Source organism: Lysinibacillus sp. GW247-5R2A (genome assembly GCF_059424475.1).
The window spans coordinates 1-25338 of record NZ_JBWKZL010000007.1 but is presented as its reverse complement, the minus strand read 5'-3'; the positions used below and the strand labels follow the sequence as shown (position 1 = coordinate 25338).

The 25338-nt window shown below is 36.4% G+C and carries 21 protein-coding genes; 13 read left to right on the top strand and 8 right to left on the bottom strand.

Features of this window, described 5'->3' with window-relative positions:
- Positions 1-259 precede the first annotated feature (259 nt).
- The 7 genes from AC07YC_RS11915 (at position 260) to AC07YC_RS11885 (ending at position 4989) form a co-directional block, all read left to right on the top strand.
- Positions 260-802 carry a peroxiredoxin gene (locus AC07YC_RS11915; protein ID WP_008174083.1) on the top strand — a complete coding sequence of 181 codons (543 nt, stop codon included), beginning with the start codon at positions 260-262 and terminating at the stop codon, positions 800-802.
- A gap of 181 nt (positions 803-983) precedes the next feature.
- The gene (locus tag AC07YC_RS11910) at positions 984-1439 is read left to right on the top strand and encodes a TlpA family protein disulfide reductase (RefSeq protein ID WP_025113759.1); all 456 of its coding nucleotides are present in this window, start codon (positions 984-986) and stop codon (positions 1437-1439) included.
- Positions 1440-1592: 153 nt separating this feature from the next.
- A complete protein-coding gene (locus AC07YC_RS11905) occupies positions 1593-2255 on the top strand; it encodes a potassium channel family protein (RefSeq protein WP_004224679.1) in 663 nt (220 codons plus the stop codon).
- 6 nt (positions 2256-2261) lie between these two features.
- Complete coding sequence (locus AC07YC_RS11900; RefSeq protein ID WP_494919485.1) at positions 2262-2741, top strand: hypothetical protein; 480 nt, start codon at positions 2262-2264, stop codon at positions 2739-2741.
- A gap of 130 nt (positions 2742-2871) precedes the next feature.
- The gene (locus tag AC07YC_RS11895) at positions 2872-3387 is read left to right on the top strand and encodes a GNAT family N-acetyltransferase (protein ID WP_494919484.1); all 516 of its coding nucleotides are present in this window, start codon (positions 2872-2874) and stop codon (positions 3385-3387) included.
- 120 nt (positions 3388-3507) lie between these two features.
- Complete coding sequence (locus AC07YC_RS11890) at positions 3508-4002, top strand: GNAT family N-acetyltransferase (RefSeq protein WP_036147294.1); 495 nt, start codon at positions 3508-3510, stop codon at positions 4000-4002.
- A gap of 15 nt (positions 4003-4017) precedes the next feature.
- Positions 4018-4989 carry a S66 family peptidase gene (locus tag AC07YC_RS11885; protein WP_494919483.1) on the top strand — a complete coding sequence of 324 codons (972 nt, stop codon included), beginning with the start codon at positions 4018-4020 and terminating at the stop codon, positions 4987-4989.
- A 33-nt stretch (positions 4990-5022) separates the two neighbouring features.
- Here AC07YC_RS11885 and AC07YC_RS11880 read toward each other — a convergent pair whose 3' ends face one another.
- The 3 genes from AC07YC_RS11880 to AC07YC_RS11870 all read right to left on the bottom strand — a co-directional run bounded on the left by AC07YC_RS11880 (position 5023) and on the right by AC07YC_RS11870 (position 7303).
- Entirely contained in the window at positions 5023-5571 is a 549-nt protein-coding gene (locus tag AC07YC_RS11880) for a GNAT family N-acetyltransferase (RefSeq protein WP_336636773.1), read from the bottom strand.
- Positions 5572-5701: 130 nt separating this feature from the next.
- Entirely contained in the window at positions 5702-5905 is a 204-nt protein-coding gene (locus AC07YC_RS11875; RefSeq protein WP_012293071.1) for a YczO family protein, read from the bottom strand.
- A gap of 135 nt (positions 5906-6040) precedes the next feature.
- Entirely contained in the window at positions 6041-7303 is a 1263-nt protein-coding gene (locus AC07YC_RS11870; RefSeq protein ID WP_336636774.1) for a dicarboxylate/amino acid:cation symporter, read from the bottom strand.
- A 400-nt stretch (positions 7304-7703) separates the two neighbouring features.
- Between AC07YC_RS11870 and AC07YC_RS11865 the strand changes: the two genes are divergently transcribed.
- The 3 genes from AC07YC_RS11865 to mprF all read left to right on the top strand — a co-directional run bounded on the left by AC07YC_RS11865 (position 7704) and on the right by mprF (position 12846).
- The gene (locus AC07YC_RS11865) at positions 7704-9305 is read left to right on the top strand and encodes an ATP-binding protein (protein ID WP_336636775.1); all 1602 of its coding nucleotides are present in this window, start codon (positions 7704-7706) and stop codon (positions 9303-9305) included.
- Positions 9306-10013, top strand: coding sequence for a response regulator (locus AC07YC_RS11860; RefSeq protein ID WP_494919480.1), 708 nt, complete (start codon positions 9306-9308; stop codon positions 10011-10013).
- A gap of 304 nt (positions 10014-10317) precedes the next feature.
- Positions 10318-12846, top strand: coding sequence for a bifunctional lysylphosphatidylglycerol flippase/synthetase MprF (mprF, locus tag AC07YC_RS11855; RefSeq protein ID WP_494919479.1), 2529 nt, complete (start codon positions 10318-10320; stop codon positions 12844-12846).
- Between the two features lie 609 nt (positions 12847-13455).
- On the opposite strand, the gene AC07YC_RS11850 is transcribed toward mprF, so the two are convergent.
- On the bottom strand, positions 13456-14709 hold the full coding sequence (locus AC07YC_RS11850) for an MFS transporter (RefSeq protein WP_494919477.1): 1254 nt from the start codon (positions 14707-14709) through the stop codon (positions 13456-13458).
- 567 nt (positions 14710-15276) lie between these two features.
- On the opposite strand from AC07YC_RS11850, the gene AC07YC_RS11845 reads away from it, so the two are divergent.
- Positions 15277-16845 (top strand): glycoside hydrolase family 10-like protein, encoded by a 1569-nt coding sequence (locus tag AC07YC_RS11845; RefSeq protein WP_494919476.1) that lies wholly within the window; start codon positions 15277-15279, stop codon positions 16843-16845.
- Between the two features lie 51 nt (positions 16846-16896).
- On the opposite strand, the gene AC07YC_RS11840 is transcribed toward AC07YC_RS11845, so the two are convergent.
- Positions 16897-19986, bottom strand: coding sequence for an efflux RND transporter permease subunit (locus AC07YC_RS11840; protein WP_494919475.1), 3090 nt, complete (start codon positions 19984-19986; stop codon positions 16897-16899).
- Between the two features lie 99 nt (positions 19987-20085).
- Between AC07YC_RS11840 and AC07YC_RS11835 the strand changes: the two genes are divergently transcribed.
- Positions 20086-20919 carry a TetR/AcrR family transcriptional regulator gene (locus AC07YC_RS11835; RefSeq protein ID WP_494919474.1) on the top strand — a complete coding sequence of 278 codons (834 nt, stop codon included), beginning with the start codon at positions 20086-20088 and terminating at the stop codon, positions 20917-20919.
- Between the two features lie 47 nt (positions 20920-20966).
- Here AC07YC_RS11835 and AC07YC_RS11830 read toward each other — a convergent pair whose 3' ends face one another.
- From AC07YC_RS11830 to AC07YC_RS11820, 3 genes are all read right to left on the bottom strand, one after another.
- Positions 20967-21770 (bottom strand): serine/threonine protein kinase, encoded by an 804-nt coding sequence (locus AC07YC_RS11830; RefSeq protein ID WP_494919473.1) that lies wholly within the window; start codon positions 21768-21770, stop codon positions 20967-20969.
- A gap of 337 nt (positions 21771-22107) precedes the next feature.
- On the bottom strand, positions 22108-23775 hold the full coding sequence (gene rnjA, locus AC07YC_RS11825; protein ID WP_025113774.1) for a ribonuclease J1: 1668 nt from the start codon (positions 23773-23775) through the stop codon (positions 22108-22110).
- Positions 23776-23780: 5 nt separating this feature from the next.
- Positions 23781-23990 carry a DNA-dependent RNA polymerase subunit epsilon gene (locus AC07YC_RS11820; RefSeq protein WP_336636783.1) on the bottom strand — a complete coding sequence of 70 codons (210 nt, stop codon included), beginning with the start codon at positions 23988-23990 and terminating at the stop codon, positions 23781-23783.
- 433 nt (positions 23991-24423) lie between these two features.
- Here AC07YC_RS11820 and AC07YC_RS11815 point away from each other — a divergent pair, with 433 nt between their 5' ends.
- Positions 24424-25194 (top strand): Cof-type HAD-IIB family hydrolase, encoded by a 771-nt coding sequence (locus tag AC07YC_RS11815; RefSeq protein ID WP_494919472.1) that lies wholly within the window; start codon positions 24424-24426, stop codon positions 25192-25194.
- Positions 25195-25338 lie beyond the last annotated feature (144 nt).

Genomic DNA, 25338 nt, shown 5'->3' with positions numbered 1-25338 from the left:
TAAAAAAATAGTCATAAATGTAGGGGAGAAAAAAATTGTATAAAGGAGAATATAGTTGTCAAAAATAGCTAGTAAATAGGATGTAGCAGAAATTCCAATTTTGGATTTGACGATTTTTTGTCGACTCACTACAATCAGGTAATGGGGCGGAGCTTACTTGTTTGAAAAACTACGTTTACTCTGCTATCGTAGAAGACGAGTTCGCTTGTGCGAATGGAATAGAATATATAAACTACATATTTATTCGGAGGGATTTATTATGGCAGAACGCATGGTAGGTAAACAAGCACCTGACTTTACAATGGAAGCAGTACTTTCAGACAAATCATTTGGTAAAGTATCATTAGAAGATATTAAAGCACAAGATAAATGGACAGTACTTTTCTTCTATCCAATGGACTTCACATTTGTATGTCCAACAGAAATCACAGCAATGAGCGATCGTTATGACGAGTTCGAAGACTTAGATGCAGAAGTAATCGGTGTTTCTACTGATACAATCCACACTCACTTAGCATGGATTAATACAGACCGTACTCAAAATGGTCTTGGTGAATTAAAATATCCATTAGCTGCGGATACAAACCACCAAGTTTCTAAAGATTACGGTGTGTTAATTGAAGAAGAAGGTATCGCGCTACGTGGTTTATTCATCATTAATCCAGAAGGTGAATTAAAATACCAAACAGTATTCGATAATAACATCGGCCGTGATGTTGATGAAACGTTACGTGTACTTCAAGCATTACAAACTGGCGGTCTTTGCCCAGCAAACTGGCGTCCAGGTCAAGCAACTCTATAATAAAATAGAGTTGCGTCATGATGTAACAAATAAAGAGTCCCCACGACATGCTTGTGGGGACTTTTAAGTAAGTGGCGAGTGCTAATTTACTTTATCTTAGATGGCAATATATTTTTGGGAGGAGTTTTACCCAACCATTCAAGCATCTAAAGAACAACGATTTAATAGAGGAGGATTTTTCATGAAACTTCGTGAACAAATGCCAGAACTAGTTGGCGCAACAACTTGGTTAAATGGTGAAGTAACAAAAGCAGAACTAGTAGGCAAAAAACCAACATTAATCCATTTCTGGTCAGTGAGCTGTCATTTATGTAAAGAAGCTATGCCAGATGTTAATAATTTCCGTGATCAATATAAAGATGAGCTAAATGTTGTAGCAGTACATATGCCACGTTCTGAAGCAGATACTGATTTAGAGACGATTAAGGCAGTAGCGGCTGAGCATGACATTGCGCAACCAATCTTTGTGGATAGCGAAATGAAGTTAACAGATGCTTTTGAAAACCAATATGTACCTGCTTATTTTGTGTTCGATAAAGATGGTCAGCTGCGCCATATGCAAGCTGGTGGTAGCGGTATGAAAATGTTAGAAAAACGTGTAAATCGCGTACTAGATGAAATGCGTAACGCTGAATAATCATAGTAAGTGATGACGGGGATTTAGGTCCTCGTCTTTTTTTATGCTTAAAGCGTTGTCCAACAATGACGAACCGGGTCTTGTTTTGACAATACATATCGCAAAGAATACGCTACAATGATGGTATAGTAGTTTTCGGAGGGATTTTTTATGATGAAAAAAGAGTTTGCGGTCATTGGGCTTGGACGTTTTGGGGGAAGTATTGTTCGTGAATTAATGAGTCAGGGTGCTCAAGTGATGGCAATCGACCATTCCTCAGAGCGTGTAGACGAATTTGCTTCTATTGCTACACAAGCCGTCATTGCAGATTCAACAGATGAATCGGTTCTAAATTCATTAGGTATTCGTAATTTTGAACATGTGATTGTAGCAATTGGGGAAGATATTCAAGCAAGTATTTTAACAACCATTATTTTAAAAGAAATTGGTGTTGAGCAAATTACAGTAAAGGCTCAAAATGATTACCATGAGAAGGTATTGCGGAAAATTGGTGCCGACTTTGTAGTCCATCCTGAAAGAGATATGGGTATTCGTATTGCCAATAATATGCTATCGAATACAGTACTAGATTATTTAGAGCTTTCAGATGAACACTCTATTATGGAATTAAAGGCGAATGATGCTATTGCTGGATATTCGATTATGGATTTAGATATTCGAGCTAAATATGGGATTAACATCGTAGGGATTAAGCGTGGTGCTGATATTATCGTATCACCTCAGGCAAGTGATAAGATTTTATTGGGAGATATTATGCTTGTAATTGGTGCTGATGTTGATATAAATCGTTTCGTAAAAAAGGCATTGAATGGGTAATTGGCAATGACAAAACGAAGATGGAGACTAATTATATTTGCAGCTATTTTACTGATCGGAATTTTTGTTATGCAATCTCGTGAAAAAAATGAGAAGGAAGCGATTTCTTTTATTTTAGATGAAGCTACAAATATTGATTCAATCGAATTATTCCAAGGGGAACAAACGGTATTTCGAGGGTCTGACGGCGAGGCGAAGAACTTTATTGAAAAATACCCTTTAAGTCATGTAAAGAAGCTTTCTAAAAAAGAACGAGCAATTTTTGAAGAAGAGCCCGCCTATCATATTGTTTATAAAATAAAGGACAAACCGCTTTATGAAGTGGACATTTTAAAGGTAGCGATTAGCTCTGGGCTAAGCGAAGAATTGCAACAAATGGTTTTTCCAATCGGTGACGATCAATATATGATTTATTGGGCTCAAGAGAAAAAAGTTTTAGAACAATCAACCAATACGCAACGTTTACTTGAGCAATATCAACATTAATGAAGGTAGTGACACAGCACATATGGCTGGTCACTATTTTTTAGTTTATAGGAAAGTACTACTTGGAAAAAAATGTTTGATTTCAGTATGGCAGTTCGATTAAACTTTGACATAAAGAGGGGGTAAATACATGAAGTTTATATCTAATCGATGTGTGATCGAACGTATACAACCAGAACATTACATGGATATTCAAGGTCTCTACACAAATGAAAGCGTCAGAGAGTATCTTGGAGGAATTCCACAAAAAAATTATATCGAAGCTTCCTTTAGAGGCATGCTAGAGGCACCATTTCCTAATACATATTTTTATATCTCATTAAAGAAAACAGGGGAATTTATAGGCCTTGTATCCATCGATGAGTATCATGAGCATGAGATGTATGAACTTTCCTATCAATTTTTACCCGAGTATTGGGGGCGAGGGTTAGCATTTGAAGTTCTAACGCAAGTGATTGAGGAGGGTTTGACGTATTTAAATATCTCCTCTATCGTGGCAGAGACACAAACAGCTAATCGTGCATCTTGTCGACTACTCGAAAAGCTAGGGATGAAAAAAGTACAGGTACTTGAAAGATTTGGTCGAGAGCAAGCGGTCTATGAATTTTTTAACGATGAAAAATTAGTTGCTAAAATCCAATGCTAGTAAAAGGGAATAAAATTATAGTCAGGTCAAACATGCTAAAGCTTTAAAAGCAGAGATTGGGGGTTTTAGATAAACTTTTCTAATGGATAAAGACAAAAAATAGGAAGTGAGGTACTTTACATGCGAATACGAGAAGCAACAAGAAATGATAGTGTTCAAATTATAGCAGTTATGACAAATGCGGAGGCATCCAATCTGATGTTATTTGGTCCTGGCGAGCGAAAAATGGAGCCCGAGACATTTGCAAATTATTTAGAAAAGCTTTATCATAGCCGTCATTCAGCCTTATTCGTAGCAGAAATAAATGATAAGGTGGTGGCTTATTTAATTGCACAAGGGAATGAAGCAACAAGAATTGCTCATCGTGCTTATCTTGTCATTGGCATCCATAGTCATTATAGAGGCAGAAAAATTGGAACAGCCTTATTTAATCATGTAGAACAATGGGCTAAAGATAATAATATCCATCGTCTCGAGTTAACGGTTATGGAAAATAATGAGGCCGGAGTTGCTTTATATAAGAAAATGGGCTTTGAAATAGAGGGAACGAAACGGGATTCCTTGTATGTAGATGGACAATACATCAATGAATATTACATGTCAAAACTTGTATAAGAAAAGGAGTAAAAGATGACGACTATCGGTATTTTTTCACCCTCCTCTCCAGCGACGGTTTCTGCGACGAAACGTTTTGAGCGTGCAAAAGCATTTCTAGAAGAGAAAGATGTTCATATTGTAGAAGGTTCTCTTACTGGCAAATCTGATTATTATCGCTCAGGCTCACCACAAAAACGAGCAGAGGAATTAAATGAATTACTCCGCAATCCTAGCGTGGATATTATTATGTCTACCATTGGAGGTACCAATTCCAATAGTATGCTGCCTTATATTGATTATGAGGCTTTCCAACGAAACCCAAAAATCATTATAGGTTACTCTGATGCAACAGCCATTCTACTGGCACTTTATGCGAAGACTGGTATTTCAACATTTTATGGTCCAGCGCTCGTGCCATCCTTTGGCGAGTTTGAGCCATTAGTCAACGATACATACAAATTTTTTGAGGAGTATTTCTTGCAGCCTCAAACACTCCCTTATGAAATACAGAAGCCTTCTTATTGGTCAGATGAGCCGGTCAATTGGCTGGAGAAAACAGTAGAGAAAAAGGTAATCAAGAATGAATGGAAAACCGTTCGAGAGGGAGTTATAGAGGGAAGGCTAATGGGGGGGAATGTTAATGCCATGTATGGTTTTATTGGGACACCTTATTTCCCTGCCATTGCTGAAGGTGATATTTTATTAATGGAAGATTGTATGAAAAATGCAGCGATCGTGGAAAAGAATTTTGCGATGCTCAAATTGCACGGAATTTTTGACAAAATAAGTGGAATTATTTTGGGTAAGCATGAATGTTACGATGATCTAGGAACCGGACGCCAGCCATCTGATATTTTATTAGAACAATTGGACGGTATACACATACCTATTTTGGCGGAAGTGGATATTTGTCACACACAGCCTATGCATCCGATAGCAATCGGTAAACGAGTGAGGCTAGATGCTACAGCTAAAAAGATATACTGTATCGAACAATGGTTATAAGTACAAAGCCTTGCTAATGTGGCAAGGCTTTATTTATGATGGTTTCCTTGCATCATCATCAGTTATAGCGTACATTTTGACATTTTTATATTGTCCTTTAATGAACATACTTTTGCGTAACAGCCCTTCAAACTGCATTCCGGACTTCTCCATCACTTTTTGAGAACCAATGTTTTCTTCCAAGCATCTCGCTTGAATACGGACGAGTTTCAATTCTTTAAATCCAAAGTCAATCAGCTTTTTTGTGGCCTCCGTTGTTAATCCTTTATTCCAATAATCTTCTGAAAGAACATAACCGATTTCTCCCAATTTATGTGTGTGATCAATCGTTACAAAGTCGATTGTGCCAATGAGCGTCCCAGAATATTCAATACCCCAAAGTAGATGATTGCCTTGTTCATACCCACTTAATATGAGCATCAAAAAAGTTTTAGTATCCTCTATACTTGTATGGGCATGCCATGTAACATAACGGGCTACATTTTCTTGAGAGGTATAAACGAACATAGCCTCTATATCCTGCTGGGTAATAGGTCTTAAAAGTAGCCTTTCCGTTTTCAAAATGGGAATAATATATTGCATATGTTTTCCTCCTTTAACATTAGTGTATACAAAAAAGCTGACCTCAGAATGAATGGGGTCAACTTTTTCTAACAGGTAGATGAGGGAATATTCATCATCTGTGGACACTTCTACTAGCCAAAATTTCTTTTTACGGATAGCGCTTATCGGTTGCAGAGGAGTCCTTTGTTTTCGTTTTATGCTGTTCATCTTTGACTTTTTCATTTAGTTCTTCGACAGGTATAGGATCAACGGTTTTCATATCCTCATGTTTATCAAAAATACTTTCCTTCCCTGTATCCAACACATCGGGATTGTTTGTATAACGCGTTTTTGATTGTTTTTTATTAGTCATTTATGATCACCTCTTCCTATACACTTTCACCATTTTACTAGAGTTTAAACATCATTGTTTTTCATAGTCTACCCTTGGATAAAAAACATAAGAAGGGCAGTGAAACAGCCATGGCTGTCATCACTGCCCTTTTTCTTAGGATACTATAGTGGCCTTCCCTTGAAGGGCACGTTCTTCCATCGCTACATCAAATTCTTTTTCGGATTTCGATACTACAACACATGCTACGCCATTACCAATTAAATTTGTAACAGCACGAGCCTCAGACATAAAACGATCGACACCAATTAAAAGTGCTATTCCCTCTACTGGTATCATTGGGAAGGCAGCTAAAGTTGCTGCTAATGTAATAAATCCTGAACCTGTTACACCCGCTGCACCTTTAGAAGTAATCATTAAAATTCCGAGTAGTGTAATGATTTGAATCCAAGTTAGGTCCATTCCATATGCTTGTGCAATAAATAAGGCAGCCATTGATAGATAAATGGAAGTCCCATCTAGATTGAAGGAGTACCCAGTAGGAACGACTAAACCTACAACCTGCTTCGAGCAACCATAATTCTCAAGCTTTCGCATCATAGATGGTAGGGCAGATTCAGAAGAGGAAGTCCCAATTACTAAGAAAATCTCATCTTTAATGTAAGCAATAAATTTAAAAATATTAAATCCAAAGAACTTTGCAATGCCACCTAAAATAAAGACAACAAATAAAAACATTGTAATATAGACAGCAGCCATTAATAGACCTAGATTACCTAAAGATTTTAATCCAAAATTCCCAATTGTATAGGCCATTGCACCAAAAGCTCCGATTGGTGATATTTTCATCACCATACTGACAATCTTGAAGAAAATTTCTGCTACTTGCTCAAAGAATGTGATGACTGGTTTTGCAGGTGCGCCAATTGAGGCAGCTGCTAAGCCAAATAAAATAGCAGAAAATAGAACGGGTAATAGTTGACCAGTTGCCAATGCGCCAACTACATTTTCCGGAATAATACTAGAGATAAATGCACCTAAGCCCTGCTCAGATTCGGCTGCAGCAGTTGTATATTTCGAAATATCTGCATCCGATGCTCCTGATGTATCTAAGCCTGTACCAGGACTTACAATTAGAGCAACAGCAATGCCGATTGCTAAGGCAATTGTAGAAACGATTTCGAAGTAAAGTAATGCTTTACCTCCGATTTTCCCGACCTTTTTCATATCGCCCATACTGCCAATTCCGATAACGACTGTTAGGAAGATAATTGGAGCAATTAACATTTTAATTAATTTAATGAATAGATCTGCTAAGATTTTTAAACTAGCACCGAACTCGGGGAAAATGGCTCCGACAATAATCCCAAGGATGATAGCTACTATAACTTGAACAGTCAAATTTTTCAGTAATTTCATTTTTGGCTACCTCTTTTCTAAATTTTCTCTTTGATATCGCTTTCACTAGAATTATCATAGCGAATACTTCTTAAAAAAAGAGATTTAGAAAATAAGAAACATAACGTTCATTAAGTACATTTCCTTATATTCACATATAAATATAGTAATATCAATAACTATCTCTGTTATGGTACGCTATAGTTAATATATTATTGTTATAATACAAAAGCATAAAGTAATAATAAAGTTCATTAAAAATAAACAAATTATAATATTGTTCATTAAATTCAATATTTTCTGCCACTTATATAAACTAAAGTATTGTCAAAAGAATTTTTTGCAGATAATCTTAAATCCATATCATAAAAAGTGTACCACTACTAATGAGAATGCGAATTTGAAAGGAAGGAACTATTGAATGATGAAAATGCCTGTGAACGGCAAAATACTGTTAGTGACATTTTTAATCATTGCACTCTCTTTTTTACTAGGTGGTATTTTTGTACTCGGTAACTTATTATCTGAACAAGAAAAAGATTATGGTCAGCGGGCAATGCTTGTAGCACGAACCGTATCGAATGTGCCAGAGTTAAGTGTTCATTTGAACAATGACAATATAAAAGAATCCGCGAAAAATATTAATAAAATAGTAGATGGCATTAGGGTGATTAATAAGGCAGAGTATATTGTTGTGATGAATATGGAACGTATTAAATTATCACATCCGGTAAGTAAGGAATTAGGAGAGCACAGTGAGTCGCAGGATTTAAATGCAGCATTTAGTGAGCATTATTATGTATCGAAGGCACGTGGAGAATCGGGTGTTATGATACGCGCTTTTGTGCCCATTATAAATGACAATAGGGAACAAGTGGGGATTGTAGTAGTTGGCTATTCATTACCGACTTTGTTAGAAATGCTACAAAGCTATGAGCGAGAAATTATGATCACCATTGTTATCTCGCTGATTTTCAGTATTTTTGGTGCATATACACTTGGACGGCATATAAAAAAACAAATGTTTGGGCTTGAACCTCATGAAATTGCAAAAATGTATGTGGAAAGAACAGAAACGTTTAATGCGATGCATGAAGGAATAATAGCCGTTGATAAGGAAATGAATATAACAATTTTTAATGAGAAAGCGGCTGTTATTTTAGGCGTTACTAGGAAAATAGAGGACTGTATTGGACAAAAAATTTATGATGTATTGCCCGATACCCGTTTGCCTGAAATTGTTGAAACAGCAACACCTGTTTACAATCAAGAGCTGTACATTAATCATCATAGTATCTTAAGTAATCGTGTACCGATTATTGTCAATGGCGAGTTAGTTGGTGCAGTTGCTATGTTTAAAGATTTAACAACTGTGAAAAAGCTTGCGGAGGAAGTAACAGGTGTAAAAGCCTTTGTTCAAGCATTACGTGTGCAAACCCATGAGCATAAAAATAAGATTCATACAATTGCTGGGCTATTACAATTGGGACATACAAGGCAAGCCCTCGAATATGTTACAGTCACTACTGAAAATGAAGCATCCTTGACGAAATTTTTAAACGAACGCTTTCATAATGAAAATATTTCAGGTTTGCTATTAAGTAAAGTAAGCTATGGAAAAGAGCTTGGTATCGAGGTTGAGATTGATCGAAAAAGCCATTTTAAACGCTTTCCTCCCCTAGTAGATCACCATGATTTTGTTGTGTTACTCGGCAATTTAATCGAAAATGCTTTTGAGGCTCTAAATGTCCTTTCGAAGGAAAATAAGTATGTAGCCATCTCTGTGGATGAGCATGATGGCGTCTTAGCGATAGCCGTTTCCGATAATGGAATTGGTATGTCCAAAGAGGTACAGGATCGTATGTTTGAAAATGGATTTTCGTCAAAGGCGAATGAAAATCGGGGCATTGGCTTGCATTTAGTCTATGAAATTGTAAGAAAAGGCAATGGAGATATTGAAGTAGTGAGTGAATTTATGAAAGGAACAAGTTTCTTAATTTTATTTGAGTTAGGAGAAGTATAGATGGATGTAATAAATGTCTTATTAATTGAAGATGATCCAATGGTACGTGAAGTGAACAGGCAATTTATTGAGCAAATTCAAGGTTTTTCATTAGTTGGCTATGCTAGTAATGGTATTGAGGGAATTCAAAAAATTAAACAATTAACCCCTGAGCTTGTCTTTATGGATATTTTTATGCCAGAGCAAGATGGCATTATTACGTTAGGGAAAATTAGAGAGGAGCATCTTCCTGTCGATGTGATCGCGGTAACTGCCGCGAACGATATGCCTACTGTGCAACGTATTTTACACTTAGGTGTATATGATTATATTATGAAGCCTTTTACATTTGAGCGGATTGAGCAAACTTTAAAAAATTATCAAAGCTACAGAAAAAAAATAAGCGGTATGCAGGATTTAACCCAACATGATGTAGATCATCTTATGCAGCAACGTCTTCCGGAGCAAATTGTCGTTACAACGACAGGAGCGGAAGCAATGATGATAGCAGAGCTACCAAAAGGGTTTAATCGAGCTACTTTAGATAAGGTACTTGCCTATATTCAAACAAGTGAAGGGGCAGTATCTGCCGAGGAGGTATCTACTTATATAGGTACAGCACGTGTTACAGCTAGACGCTATCTTGATTTTTTAGAAAAGCAAAATCTATTAAAAGTAGATATCCAATATGGAAGTGTAGGACGTCCTATTCATCGTTATTATATTTAATCATTAGTTTTCTAGATTTATAGATGGGAAAATAATCCCCTTAGATGTATGTGTCACTGAAAAAATTAGAGCCCATATAGTCATTTTTATTTCTCTACTATATAGAGGGATGAAAATGGCCTTTTTTGATGTTGGCCATTTAGGAGCGTAACATTGTGCAATAGTTTATTTACTAGTATGAATAGTAGTACCTTACTTTGACAATACATATAGCAAAGAATACGTTACAATATGGAAATGGTCCGTTACCTTGTTTAGGTAATAGCAAATTTTTAAGTTAGCTTATGGGAAGTAGGTTAGGCATATGTTTAACATTCGAAAAGAGGCACTGTTGAAATTTTTGAAAATTTTATTCCCAGTAATACTTTTGGCGATAGCTATTTATGAAATTCAACAAACAGTGAGTGGGATAGATGTTCGTTTACTACAAAAAGAAGTGAATGAGCTGCAGCTATGGGAGCTTTTATTAATTTTTCTGATTACCTTTGTCGCGATTACGCCCATGATATTTTACGATGTTATTTTAGTAAATATATTAGGTATTAAAATCAATAAACGTAATTTACTTAATCATTCATTTATTGTTAATACCTTTTCGAATCTTATTGGCTTTGGCGGGTTAGTAGGTATATTCTTACGTGATTACTTTTATTCAAAATATAAAGAAGATAAAGAAGGCATGATAAAAAGTATTGCTTCGGTGACACTGTTTTATTTAACTGGAATTTCTTTGTTAACGTGGTTTATGTATATATTCTTTTGGGATTTTCCAATGCTCAAAGAAGAACGATGGTTATCGATTGCTGTTATACTTGTCAGCCTATATGTACTAGCTTTTTTGGCGACGTATCTGATTCGCTATAAAAAGGAAAGTTCTTTAAAACCAAAAATATCACTTCAATTAATGATCACTTCAGTAGCAGAGTGGCTAGCTGTATTTTTTGTGATCTGGGCTTTAACGCTCATTTTGAAGATTCCAATTGGTTTATCAGCTTTAATTCCCATATTTTTAATTGCTTCTAGTGCAGGAATAGTCAGTATGATACCTGGAGGAGTTGGCTCCTTTGATCTCGTTTTTTTATGGGGAACACAAAGTATAGGAATTGCTGATGAAAAGGTGCTGTTCCTATTAATTTTGTACCGTGTCGGCTATTTTGTTCTACCATTTTTAGTTTCCGCACTCTTATTTATTAAAGAATATTGGATGCGTTGGAATGAATCTTGGGATGACTTACCTACTATTATTTTTCAGAAACTAAGCCATACGCTATTAACCATATTGGTGTTTATAGCTGGCATTATTTTATTGCTATCTGCAGCTTTGCCTGGGGTACTAAGTCGTCTAAAGATTGCTCAGGAGTTTTTATCCTCGCCCATTATGAATGTATCCCATCAATTGACCGTAGCAGCTGGCTTTATACTGCTAGGATTATGTAGGGGAATCAAATACAAAGTAAAAAGGGCATACCAGCTCGCGATTGTGGTGCTAAGTAGTTCGGCGTTATTTTCACTTTTTAAGGGTTTTGATTATGAGGAAGCCATTTTTTTAGTCATTGTCGCAGTGTTATTAATGGTGTCCAAAAAGCAGTTTTATCGAGAAAGTTATGTTTTGACGTGGGGGATTGTCATCATTGATCTTGTTGTAGTAACTGTTATCACAGCGATGTATGTGGTAATTGGCTATGTCAATTTACCCTCCGCTAAAATTCATTTCCCTAGTGCCCTACAAGACTATATGATAACCGATTATCGGGACCTCTTTAATAGTGCAATCATCGGCATTCTGATTGCCATTGTTATTTTTTATATAGGCTATTTTATACGGACACCTAAAAAAATGGTAAAGCTTTTATCTAAAGAGCAGGAGGAAGCTATTCAAGATCATTTGAAGTCCTATGAAGGAACGGAGTATTCACATTTGATTTTTTTGCATGATAAATTTGTACATTGGAATGAAAAAGGAACTGTTTTATTCTCTTATCAAATTTATGCAGATAAGATGATCGTTCTTGGAGATCCGGTTGGGAATGAATCTGATTTTTTATCTGCTATCCAGGAATTTTTGGAATTGGCTGATCGTCATGGCTATACACCTGTCTTTTATGAAATTAACAATAAAATTTTCTCTGCATTACATGAGTATGGATATAGTTTCTTTAAGCTTGGAGAGGAAGCCTTTGTAGATTTAGAGAAATTTACGTTCACGGGTAAAGAAATGAAGGGCAGTCGAGCGATAAGAAATAAGTTTGAACGGGAAAATTATATAGTGGAAATAATGAGCCCACCTTATTCTCAGGAAGTCATGAAGGAATTGAAAGAGGTTTCAACAAAATGGTTGCAGGGAAGGGCAGAGAAAGGTTTTTCACTAGGTTTTTTTGATGAACACTATTTAAGCACTTCCAATATTGCTGTTTTACGTGGTGCGCAAGGAACGTTCGGTTTTGCTAGTATTATGCCTATGTATGATCAAGGCGAAAGGTTGTCAGTAGATCTAATGCGTTTTAAGCCAGGATCACCATCTGGAACAATGGATTTTATTTTCCTATCATTATTTGAATGGGCAAAATCGGAAGGCTATCGTGTTTTTAATATGGGGATGTCGCCTTTATCCAATGTCGGACAGTCTAGATATTCCTTTTTAAGTGAAAAAATAGCTGCACAAATCTTTCTACATGGACAGCATTTTTATCATTTTAAAGGATTAAAAAACTTCAAGTTAAAATATGCAGATTTTTGGGTACCCAAATATGTAGCCTATCGGAAAAAATCTTCATTACCATTCACGATGGCACAAATCACATTGTTAATCGGGCAAAAGAGGAAAAAGAAGTAAATCATGTAGACTTTATCATTTTTTTAGCGCGAATAGGTATCATTCACGTATTGAAGCAAGAGGTAAAGCAGGGCTTTCAACTGTAGACAAACTCAATAATTTTTGAGTTTTCCTACAGTCTTTTTTCTTTTACAATAAAATAAAGTAACGCCTTTGATTGGAACGAAGGGCGGACGCTTTCCGCGGGCGGGGTTGAGCTGCTTCCCTCGCTGCGCTCAGTCCAGATCTCGACTTTCCCGCTTTTCCCGCAGGAGTCGCCGCCCTCCGTTCCAATCAACTTCTACATAATAACTCCATATTCAGGAAAAGCAGGATATGCGATGGACAACCTTATGAGGTCCCCAAAAATCGTCCATGCAGGCGATGCTTACATTTGGTTCCATAAAATAGCAACTATGCTCGAAGATTATATTGAAAATGGCAATTATTTATCAAATATTGAAAATAAAAAAAGAAGAAAAAATGACAAAAGCCGTCGAGACTGAACTTCTCGATGACTTTTGTCAACAGTCTGAGCCCTGCATAAAACAGGGTTTTTTAGCGTCTAAAATATAAAAGCTACGTTTTAATTATTTTTTATCAACAGCAACGGTCTCTTATACGAAGTCTTCACTTTTTTTCTAGCGTTTCAACATCCATATGCTCAGTAGTAGGTCTGCCAGCTTTTAATAAGACTTTACTGCCAAACAGGAAAAATCCTTGGATAAATAAGAGGATTCCTGTACCGATAAGTAGCCACTCGATAGCAATAATATCTGCAATTGGACCGAAGATTAGCATACCTAAAGGCATCATAGAGGTAGATATCATACTGAGAATGCCAAATACTCTTCCCATATAATCACTATCCACTTTTTCTTGTAATAACACTGTTGCGGGTGCGTTAAAGATTGGCATAGCTATTCCAGTAACGGTCATGATCATAAGATACAGCCAAAAAACAGGTATGACTCCTAGAGCCATTGTACAAAGACCAAATAATAAGGCAGATAATGTCATCGTATGCACTTTATTTTTAAAGCCACCCCATGTTGCAATTGCAATACCACCAATTAACATCCCAATGGCAAAGGCCATCTCGATGGCAGTCAAACGCCAGACATCATTACCAAAGCTACGGGTAACTTGTAAAGGTGTTAAAAAGGCAGCAGGTGCAGCGAGCAGCATGAAAAAGGCAAAGAACAGGAACAAATGCTTTAAGAAAGCATGCTTTTTAATGTAGATGAAGCCTTGTTTCATATCACTAAAATAGCCTGTTGTTTGTGGCTGATTAGCTTTTGCATGTGCAGGAATGTGCAGAAATATTAAGAAGATAGCGATGGCAATAGCAGCCGTCGTAACATCAATAAAGAAAATAGACTCGATTGAAGCCATCGTTAATAATGCTCCACTTGCCATAGGGGCAAGAATCATAATAAAAGCTTGAATACTACTATTTGCACCATTAACTTTCATTAAATGCTCTTCAGGTACAAATTGCGGTAAAATTGCGCCAACAGCTGGTGTTTGAATACCTGCACCAACTGCGCGTACCGCTGATATAACAAATAGTAGCCAGAGCTCATCATAGCCGATTAAAAATAAAATGGCTAAAATGAGCGTGGACAAGGCGATTAGGCCATCTGCCAGGATAATCAGCCATTTTCGGTTATAGCGATCTGCCCAGACACCAGCAATAGGTGCTAAGAAGAAGGTTGGTAAAAAGCCACAAATAATCGAAATGGTCATCATGCTACCTGATTGCGTTGTAAGCGTGATATACCATGTAATGGCATATTGCACAAGAGCAGAGCCAAAAAGTGAAATCGTTTGACTACTTAAAAAAAGTATTGTGTTACGTTTCCAATGTTCCAAATTCGTCATCCCTTTCTAACAGTAGTGCCTGTGTGGAAAGTAAAAAGACAACAAAAAAAAGGGGAGTAGAAGTCCCCTCTTTTCCAGTATTCCTAAAACAGACTAGACCTAATTCCATTTTCCTTGCACAGCAGGCAAAGTGTATGCATATTTAATTTGTAATGTGAAATCGTAGTCTAATTGAAGCTGTCATTTGGAATACCCTCCGTTCTATATAAGCTGTGTTGATTGTAGCATACAGTTCATGATCGGGTAAAGAAAGAATCAAACAAAAATTAGGTGGGATTTTAAAATAAGGAAATTGTAACAATCATTATATAAACTTGGAATAATCATGTATATAAAGGTCATCTATTTTTTGAGGGGATTTTAAAATTATACATATTGTGGGGGTATTTAGTTCATTTATTAAACGAGATGCCGCATAAGAATTAATTTGTTTCATGCTTCTTGTAAATCAATGGAGGAATTAAGATTACATGACTTGGACCATCAAGTGAAAAAGTTGTTTCGGGGACGTGCATATAGGGAGAACTTATCATATACTAAAATAGAAAAATAGCAAATGGAGGAAATATGAGAAATAAAAATAGTAAATGGAAATTTATTGCTTTAGTCACTATGATTTTGGTGTTATGCCTATCGGCAATCCCTGCTAATACAGTGAAGGCAAGCACGACACAGCCGAAAAGAGAAATGCGGGCTGTCTGGATTTCAACAGTTCTTAATCTTGATATGAAAGCAGGTATGACGAAGGAGCAGTACACGGCTTGGGCACGCCAAACATTGGATCAATTAAAAGCCAATAGATTCAATACGGTTATTTATCAAGTAAGACCAACAAATGATGCAATGTATGCGTCTGAGCTAGCCCCATGGTCGTCCTACATAACAGGGAAAAAGCAAGGTACAAATCCCGGTTACGATCCTCTTGAGATAATAGTAGAGGAGTCACATAAACGAGGGATGGAATTGCATGCTTGGATGAATCCTTATCGTGTAACAATGTCTGGACAAAAGCTTACTGACCTTGCTGCCGATAACGTAGCTAGAACTCATCCAAACTGGGTTGTTAAATATGGCAAACAATATTACTTAAATCCTGGCTTACCTGAGGTGCAAGACTATTTAGTTGAAATAGTAAGTGAGCTAGTAGCCAATTATGATGTGGATGCCGTTCATATGGATGATTATTTTTATCCATACAAAATCGCTAATGAGGTTTTCCCGGATCAAGCAGCCTACAAAAAATATGGTGCTTCCTTTAAAAAAGTGGAGGATTGGCGAAGAGATAATGTGAACAAGCTTGTAGAAAATCTTTATACAGCCATAAAAGAAACAAAGCCATATGTACAATTTGGTATTTCACCATTTGGAGTATGGCGTAATAAATCATTGGATAACACAGGAAGTGATACACGAGCTGGTGTCAATAATTACGATGATTTATATGCAGACGTCAGAACGTGGATTCAAAATGGCACGATTGATTATATTACCCCACAAATTTATTGGTCCAGAACATTGTCTGTTGCGAAATATGGGACATTGCTAAATTGGTGGAGCCACGAAGTACAAACATATGCAAAAACGCACCCTGTTCATCTATACATCGGGCTGGCTGATTACAAAGTTGGTAATGACAGTGATGCTGCGTGGAAAAATAAAATGGAATTGCCAAGTCAAATACTAGACAATCGTTCAGAAAAGGTAGCAGCCGATGGGCAAATGCATTTCTCGTTAAGAAGCTTTCAAACTAATAAATTAGGCTATGCAACAATTGTAAGTCAACAATTATATAATTATACGGCATTGACACCAGAAACAACCTGGAATGATGACACAGTGCCGAACAAGCCAACTTATGTAGAAGTGACAAAGGAAGCGGCAGGTCGTAAGATTGAAATTATTGACGATAATGAAACACAGCCACGTAAGTATGTTATTTATCGTTTTAAAGGGAATAAAGAAGGCTCTTACCAAGACCCTCAAAATATAGTGGATGTTGTTTATAATAAGGATGGCATCACTCAATTTGTGGACAAGTCAGCTCTTGCTAAGCAAAGCTATACATACGGCATTAAGGCTGTATCTGCTACAGGTATAGAAAGCAAGGAAGCCTTTGTAGTAAAAGAAGTTCAATAAATAATAAAACAGCTACTCAAGCGATTGAACCGCATGAGTAGCTGTTTTTTATTAATTTTCTTCCGTATCTTTACGATTTTTCTTTAACATTTTTGAAAGCATTTCATACACGATTGGTACAACAACTAATGTTAATAGAGTGGAAGATAATAAACCACCAATTACAGTAATGGCTAAGTCTTTTGATATTAATCCACTACCACCAGAACCAAGTGCCATAGGAACCATCGCACCGATTGTTGCAATGGCTGTCATAAGAATCGGGCGTAAACGTGTAGCGCCGGCTTCTAGAATAGCTTCACGCATGGCTAGACCATCATGTTCCATATGAATAATACGGTCAACTAATACGATGGCGTTGGTCACGACGATACCGATTAACATCAGTAGGCCCATCATAACAGAAACAGAAATCGTTTGACCGGTTACGAATAAACCAACAAATGCACCGATTACGGCGAATGGAAGTGAGAAGAGAATAGCGAACGGAGCTAAACCTTCACCGAATGTAACAACTAAAATGAAGTATACAATCGCTATGGCCGCTAGCATAGCAACACCCAGCTTCGTGAATGTTTCTTGCATATCTGCAGCAACACCAGCAACACCTGTTGTTACACCTTTTGGTAAATCTAATTTATCAATTTTCTTATCGGCAGCAGAAGTTGCTTTTGAAATATCATCGCCGATAATTGTACCGGATACAGTTGCGAAGTATTCACCTTTTGAACGAGATAGTGAGTTAAGAGTCGTACCTTCTTCAAGGTCTACTAGCTCACCAATAGTCATCGTTGTGCCTAATGCTGTTTTAATTTCAGTTGCTAAAACATCATCAAGTGAAGTCGCGGCTGCTTTAGCATCACGCTGAACAATGACATCAATATCTTTTCCATCATTTTTCACCGTTGTTAAAACTTCTTGTGATGTGTTGGCATTTAAAGCCATCACGATTTGAGCCGTTGTTAAACCATATTGAAGGACATTCTTTTGTTCTACTTTTAGTACATTTTCTACATATGGATCCTCATTATCAGATTTAATATCTTCAAGGCCATCCACATCTTTTAAAGCACCTTCAACTTGATTGACAGCATCTCGTAGTTTATCTAAGTCATCACTGTAGAGTGTGTAGCTTACTTCGTTTGAAGACATAGACATTGAAGAGAAATTCTGAGATTTCCATTCTCCTGATTGACCGATATTAAATACATAGTCTTCCACTTCTTCACGTGCTTTAGGGAAGTCTTTCATATCTGGATCAAAGATTAGGTACATTAAAGCACCGCCAGCGCCTCCGCCCATCATCATAGCTGATGGATCGACATTGTTCGCATCTGTAATGGAAACTTGTAAAATATCAACGTCTTTACGTTTCATTAATTCTTTTTCTACTTTTTCAACATTAGCCGCAGTTTCATCTGCAAGCTCTCCAGTTGAAGGGGTATATGTTAGGTACATAACTTTTTCTTCCTGTGATCCCATAAAGCTAAACCCAATTAAAGGAGTTAACGCTAATGAACCTACAAGTAAGAAAATCGCAATGAGAGACGTAATAATTTTATGATTTAAAGCTTTTTCTAACACGCCTTTGTACCATGTTGCTAGTTTACCAACTTCTTTATGCTGGCTTTCTTTTTTCTCACCGTATAATTTTTTACGGAATAAGAAATGAGATAATGCAGGTACAATTGTAATGGCTACTAATAATGATGCACCTAATGCAAACGTCATTGTCAGTGCAAATGGCATGAATAATTCACCAACCATACCACCTACAAAAATAAGTGGAGCAAATACAGCCACTGTCACTAATGTTGACGAAAGAATCGGTTTAAACATCTCAATTGTTGCTTCACGAATTAAAGCACGACCTGTTAATTTTTCTTGTTTTAAATGGATACGTCTATAAATATTTTCAACAACTACAATCGAGTCATCGATAACACGTCCGATGGCCACGGTAATCGCACCAAGAGTCATAATATTTAATGTAATATCCATCCAGTTTAGCAGTAGTAATGCCATGAAAACTGAAACAGGAATTGAAACAATCGAAATAATTGTTGATTTGAAATCTCGTAAGAATAACAAGATGATTAATACAGCAATTGCACCACCAAATACTGCCTTTTCAATCATAGTAAAGACAGAATCTTCGATTGGGGCACCTTGGTCAAGAGAGATATCTACGTTTAGACCATCTAAACGTTTTTCTTCATCTTTCATAAGGTCTTTAACGGCATTAACAACAGTTACAGTGTTAGCATCTTGACCCTTAACGATTTGAATTGCGATAGCATCTTGACCGTTTGTACGGGACACAGATTGTACTTTACCTTCTACTTCAATCTTTGCAATATCACCTAGACGAACGAATGGTGAAGGATTTGTTGCTGAAGGTGTGACTGGAATTAATAAATCTTTTAGTTCATCTACGGATTGAACTTTACCGTCTACGGAAACTGCTTGTTCGCCAACAGCAAATTGATATAATCCAAGTGACAAGGACATATCGCTTGCTTGAATCATTTGCTTGACTGATTCCTCTGTTAAACCTAAAGCGGCCATTTTTTCTTCATCATATTTAAATGATATTTGTTCAATATGCTGACCTGTAATGGTTGCAGAGGCAACACCATCAATTTTTTCAATTTTAGGAAGTAAAATATCTTCTACTGTAGATGTAAGATCGACAATATCTTCCTTAGAGCTACTTACGGATAGAGCTACTACTGGCATCATATTCATGCTGATAGCCATAATAGTTGGCTCCTGGGCACCTTCAGGTAATTTTAAATTATCTAAAGCTGCTTCTAACTGACGCTTTTTTTCATCCATATCAATGCCATAGTCGTATTCAACTTGCACTTGTGCTACGTTGGAAGAGGATGTTGAGTAAACTGCCTTCACATCTTCTAAACTTTCTATAGATTTCTCGAATGGGATGGAAAGATCATTCATGACTTGTTCAGGCGTTGCACCAGGATATACGCCCATGACAATTAAGTATGGGATTGAGATATCAGGTATAGATTCCATTTTCATTCTTGTACCGGAATAAATACCAGAGACAGTGATGATAATTGTTAATAACCACACTGCCAATTTGTTTTTCAATACGAAATTAACTAAACCTTTCACCTTCACACCTACCCTTTATTGACTAACTAAATTCAATTATTTATACTAATGACTAATCGGTCATTTGTCAACGAAATGCATTAGGAGAGAGTTAAAAATATGTTAAAAAAGCAATTAATTATGGAGAAAGCATTAGAGTTGTTTTCTGAACAAGGTTTTGAGGCTACATCTGTACAGCAAATAACAGAACGTTGTGGGATTTCTAAGGGTGCATTTTACTTATCCTTCAAAACAAAAGATGAGCTTGTTATCTCTATGGTTGACTACTATTTACAACACTTCATTACAGATGTTGACCGCGTAGTCAGAGGGACGTATAACAAAGAAACGATGTTGGTTGAATTTTATAAAAGTATCTTTAAGGCATTCAAAGAACACTCTGCGTCTGCTAGGGTATTTTTTAACGAAAAGGTTTTTCTAACAAAAAAAGAGCTTTTTTATAAAATAACAGCGTATGAAGCAGAGATGTCTAAATCTATCATTTTTATGCTGGAGCAACTGTATCAGGATAAATTACAAAAAACAAAATACGATGTCATGTATTGTATAAAAGGTTTTATGAAGAGCTATGCGGAACTGTTTATTTTTTCAGATATGCCTCTTGATTTAGAACAACTTGCGAAATCTTTAGCAGAGAAAACAGATATTATTGCACGTCATACGACGATACCATTTATTACAGAGGAACTTGTTACTTTTATTGCGAAGCCTTGCGAACCAGACTTTTCAAAGGAAATGTTACTGCAATTAATTGAACAGAATATTGATAATATAGAGGATTCTATAGAAAAAGAATCATTGGAGCTGTTAAAACTCGAAATAGAAAAGCCGACATACAGTAAAGCCATCGTAAAGGGGCTAATAGAAAATTTACGACTTAATCCGGCGTATCATTGGATTGCTTATGTATGTGCAAAATACTTAAATATTTAAACCTTAAGATAGAATTGTTCACTTTAGGGGGTGAACAATTCTATTTTTTATTTTTCTTTCGAATGCATGGAAGGTGTTGTTAAATGGGGCATTGATTGCCATGCCTCTAAAGCACTACTAAAAGGGTCTTGAATCCATAATAATCGTTCGAGAAAATCCTTCACTTCGATCGGTAAATTCAATTCTTGCTGCCAAGCATCCTCTTTCTTTTTACTTGGTTTAAAATCTGAATAAAGTAAGAACAATAGAAAATGGCCAACGAAATATAGATCACTAATATGATTTTCAGCTCGCTTCGGGTTTTGTATGGAAGAAAGATTAACGGCCTTTTGTAATGTCGTTGCGAGACCAAAATCAATAATGTGTAATTGTTGATCAACTAATAAGATATTAGGTATACGCAAATCCCGATGGACAATACCATGATTGTGTAGCAGGTTAATTTGCTCTAAAAGCTGTTTTGTTATTTCAAGTGACTGAGCGACGGTAAATTTAATACCTTCTTGAAAAATAAGCTGTTCAAAGGTTTGGCCGTCTATATAGTCCATTATAAAATAAGGCACATCTTGAATAGTTCCAGTCGAATGGACTTTAGGTAAATTCGGCAATGATAATTGTTGTAGAATTTGAATTTCCTGCCTGAATTTATGTATCGTTTTTTGGTGATGACGATGCTTTGGACGCAGGCATTTTAAGACGAACGAACCTTTTGATGAGCAATTTTCAATTAAGTACGCACGACCATAAGAGCCAAAGCCAAGAAATTTTTTAAACGTGAAATCAGGATGCTCGGCTATGAAAAGCTCTACGGCATGATCAAAGTTTTTTTCTGAAAGTCGTTTCCACCACATTAGCTACTGAAAAAACTTAAAGAGCTAAAAAAACTACGTGAGCTTTTACGAGAACTACGTTTATAATGCTTATGCCCATAATAATTATGGCGTTTAGAATATTTGCGACGACTGCTTGACGAAGAATAATGACGTTTGGATTTACCATTGAGTAGGGAATGAAGAATTTTATCTAGCATAAAAACGCTCCTTTTTGATGTTGTTATTACTATATACGCAAAAATAAAAAAAGAGGTTTCAAAAAAAGATAAAAAATAAGTAAATTTACAATTCACCTTTTGTTGTCCAACAAAAAGAAAGAAGCTATGTACATAGTACATAGCTTCTTTCCATGAGGCTAAACCTCCATAATAATCGGTAGAATCATTGGACGACGTTTTGTTTTTTCAAATAGGTAAGGACCTAAAACGTCTGTAATTTCGTTTTTAAGCTCTGTCCATTGAGGAGTTTTGCCTTGAATAGTTTCATTCAGATGACGATTAAGCATTTTTTGAGCTTCATTGATCATCGTACCTGACTCGCGCATGTAGACAAAGCCACGAGAAATGATATCAGGACCTGAAACAATTTTTTGATTTTCCATATCGACACTTACGACTACGATTACTAAGCCTTCTTCAGAAAGAATGCGACGATCACGTAACACAATATTGCCGATATCTCCAATACCATTGCCATCGATATAAACATCACCAGAAGGGATACGACCAGCCACATGTGCCTCATTGGCACTTAATGCTAATACATCGCCATTTTCCATAACAAATGTATTTTCAAGTGGTACATCGCAATCTTCCGCTAAGTGTGTATGCATTTTTAACATACGGTATTCGCCATGGATAGGCATAAAGAATTTAGGTTTCATTAAACGTAGCATCAATTTTTGTTCTTCTTGTGAGCCGTGACCAGAAGTATGGATATTGTTTAATGCACCATGAATAACTTCTGCACCTGCACGGAACAATAAATTGATGATTTTATTGACACTCACAGTATTACCTGGAACCGGTGAAGAAGAGAAAATAACTGTATCACCAGGTTGTATTTGGATTTGTCTATGAGTACCATTGGCAATACGTGATAATGCAGCCATTGGTTCACCCTGTGAGCCTGTACATAAAATCATTACTTCATTTGCTGGAAGTCGGTTAATGCTTTGAGCATCAATAAATGTATCTTTTGGAGCGTTAATATAACCAAGCTCACGTCCAATTGTAATCGCATTATCCATTGAACGACCAAAGACAGCAATTTTTCTTCCATATTTTATAGCTGCGTCTGTTGCTTGTTGTAAACGGTGAATATTTGACGCAAATGTAGCAAAAATAATTCGGCTATCCACTTTACGGAAAATTTCATCGATACTTTTGCCGACTGTACGCTCTGACATTGTAAAATTAGGCTTTTCAGCGTTTGTACTATCTGATAGTAAGCAAAGTACGCCATCTCGTCCAATTTCGGCCATTTTTGTTAGGTTGGCCGGTTCGCCAACAGGTGTAAAGTCGAATTTAAAGTCACCTGTATGAACGATATTACCAGGTGGTGTTTTCACAACAATTCCATAAGCATCAGGGATACTATGAGTTGTTCTAAAGAAGCTAACAGATGTTTTTCTAAATTTAATAACATCATCTTCTTTAATTTCGATGAGTTTAGTTGTACGTAGCAAGCCATGTTCTTCTAATTTATTACGTAATAAGCCAAGTGCGAGCTTACCACCATAGACTGGGACATTCACTTGACGTAAAAGGTAAGGAATACCGCCAATATGATCCTCATGTCCATGTGTAATAAATAGTCCCTTGATTTTATCGACGTTACGTACTAAATACGTATAGTCAGGAATAACATAGTCAATGCCGAGTAAGTCATCTTCTGGAAATTTAATGCCAGCGTCAATTAAAATAATTTCATCTTGAAATTGAACGCCATAAGTATTTTTGCCGATTTCGCCCAGTCCGCCGAGCGCGAAAACAGCTGCTTGGTCATTTTTAACAAACTTCATGTTTGTTAAATTTCCTCCAAGATGAAGTTCGGGCTTGCTTGCTCGTACTCTAAATAGTTACCTTCAAGCAGCTGAACGAACTCGATATTGTAGTTACGGTCTTTTAACTTTTGACGTACTTCTCGTTCAGAAGCAGCTTCAAGGTATAGACTTTTAGTGTTTTCGCGAACTGGAATTTCATGTGCTTTTTCTTGATAATAAACTTTGTAAATCATAGTTTGCTCTCCTTTAATTGCGTACAATTTTATTGCACCTTTGACTACTACCACACACGTGCTACAAGAAAACAACGAATTTCTTATAAGAAGAAATGTACGTTTGTAGTCCTTGTATCTCAATACGTCGGTTGTGCACTATGTTATAAAATGAATAGGAAGTAGTGAGACAGTGGTTGCGTATAGCCAAATAAATGCATTTCCTTTATATTATCACGCAGTTCCTCTAAAATAAAGAAAAGCCCTTCAAATAATGAAGGGCAAATGTTAGGCAATTGATTTTTTTCCGAGTACGCCACGAAGTTGCTTCAACAATTTTCGTTTTAGTTTCTTCAGCATGGCACATCACTCCTTAGGATCATTATAATAAAAATTATTGTCTATGTAAAGTCATTCACCTTGATGGGTAATATTTATAGAAAGGGATTATAAAATGAATAAAATTTTGTTTTTTGATGTTGATGGCACTCTCTATAACAGCGAAAAAAAATTACCTGAATCTGCGAAAAATGCTCTTTTGGAAGCACGCCGTAATGGCTATGAATTGGCGATTGCTACAGGTCGTGCACCTTTTATGATTGAATCATTACTAGAAGAACTTGATATTAATACGTATGTGACCTTCAATGGGCAATATGTTGTTTACAAGGGTGAGGTTGTCTATACGAATGGTATTGAAAAAGAAGAATTAGCTAAAATTATTGCTTTTGGTGACGCCCGTAATGAACCAGTAGTATTTTTAGATGACAAACGGATGATTGCATCTGTTAGTGATCATATAATGGTAGCGGAAAGCTTGGATACACTTAGATATCCTTATCCAGAATTGGATTCATTCTATTATATGCAGAACGATGTATATCAAACACTTATATTTATGGAAGAAAAAGATGAACCTTTATATTGTGAAATGTTTCCGAATGTCCAATTTGTCCGTTGGCATCCGTATTCTTGCGATATTTTGCCAAAGGGCGGCTCGAAGGCGGTAGGAATTGAAAAAGTATTGGATAAAATGGGGATCACACTAAAGGATGCAATTGCTTTTGGAGATGGCATTAATGATATAGAAATGCTGCAAGCGGTTGGGACAGGTGTTGCAATGGGAAATGGTCATGAACGAGTGAAGGCTATTGCACATCATATTGCCGATCATGTAGACGAAGATGGTCTCGCTAAAATAATGCGCAAGCTTGCCATCATATAATAAAGAAACAACTAGTTGTCAATTTGATATTATCCCCTTTAAGTAGACAATGTAAAAAAAACTACACTAAACTGTAGTTAACATTCTACTTAAAGGGGATTTTCTATGGCTCGAAAAAATCAGGTTTATTCAAATGAATTGAAA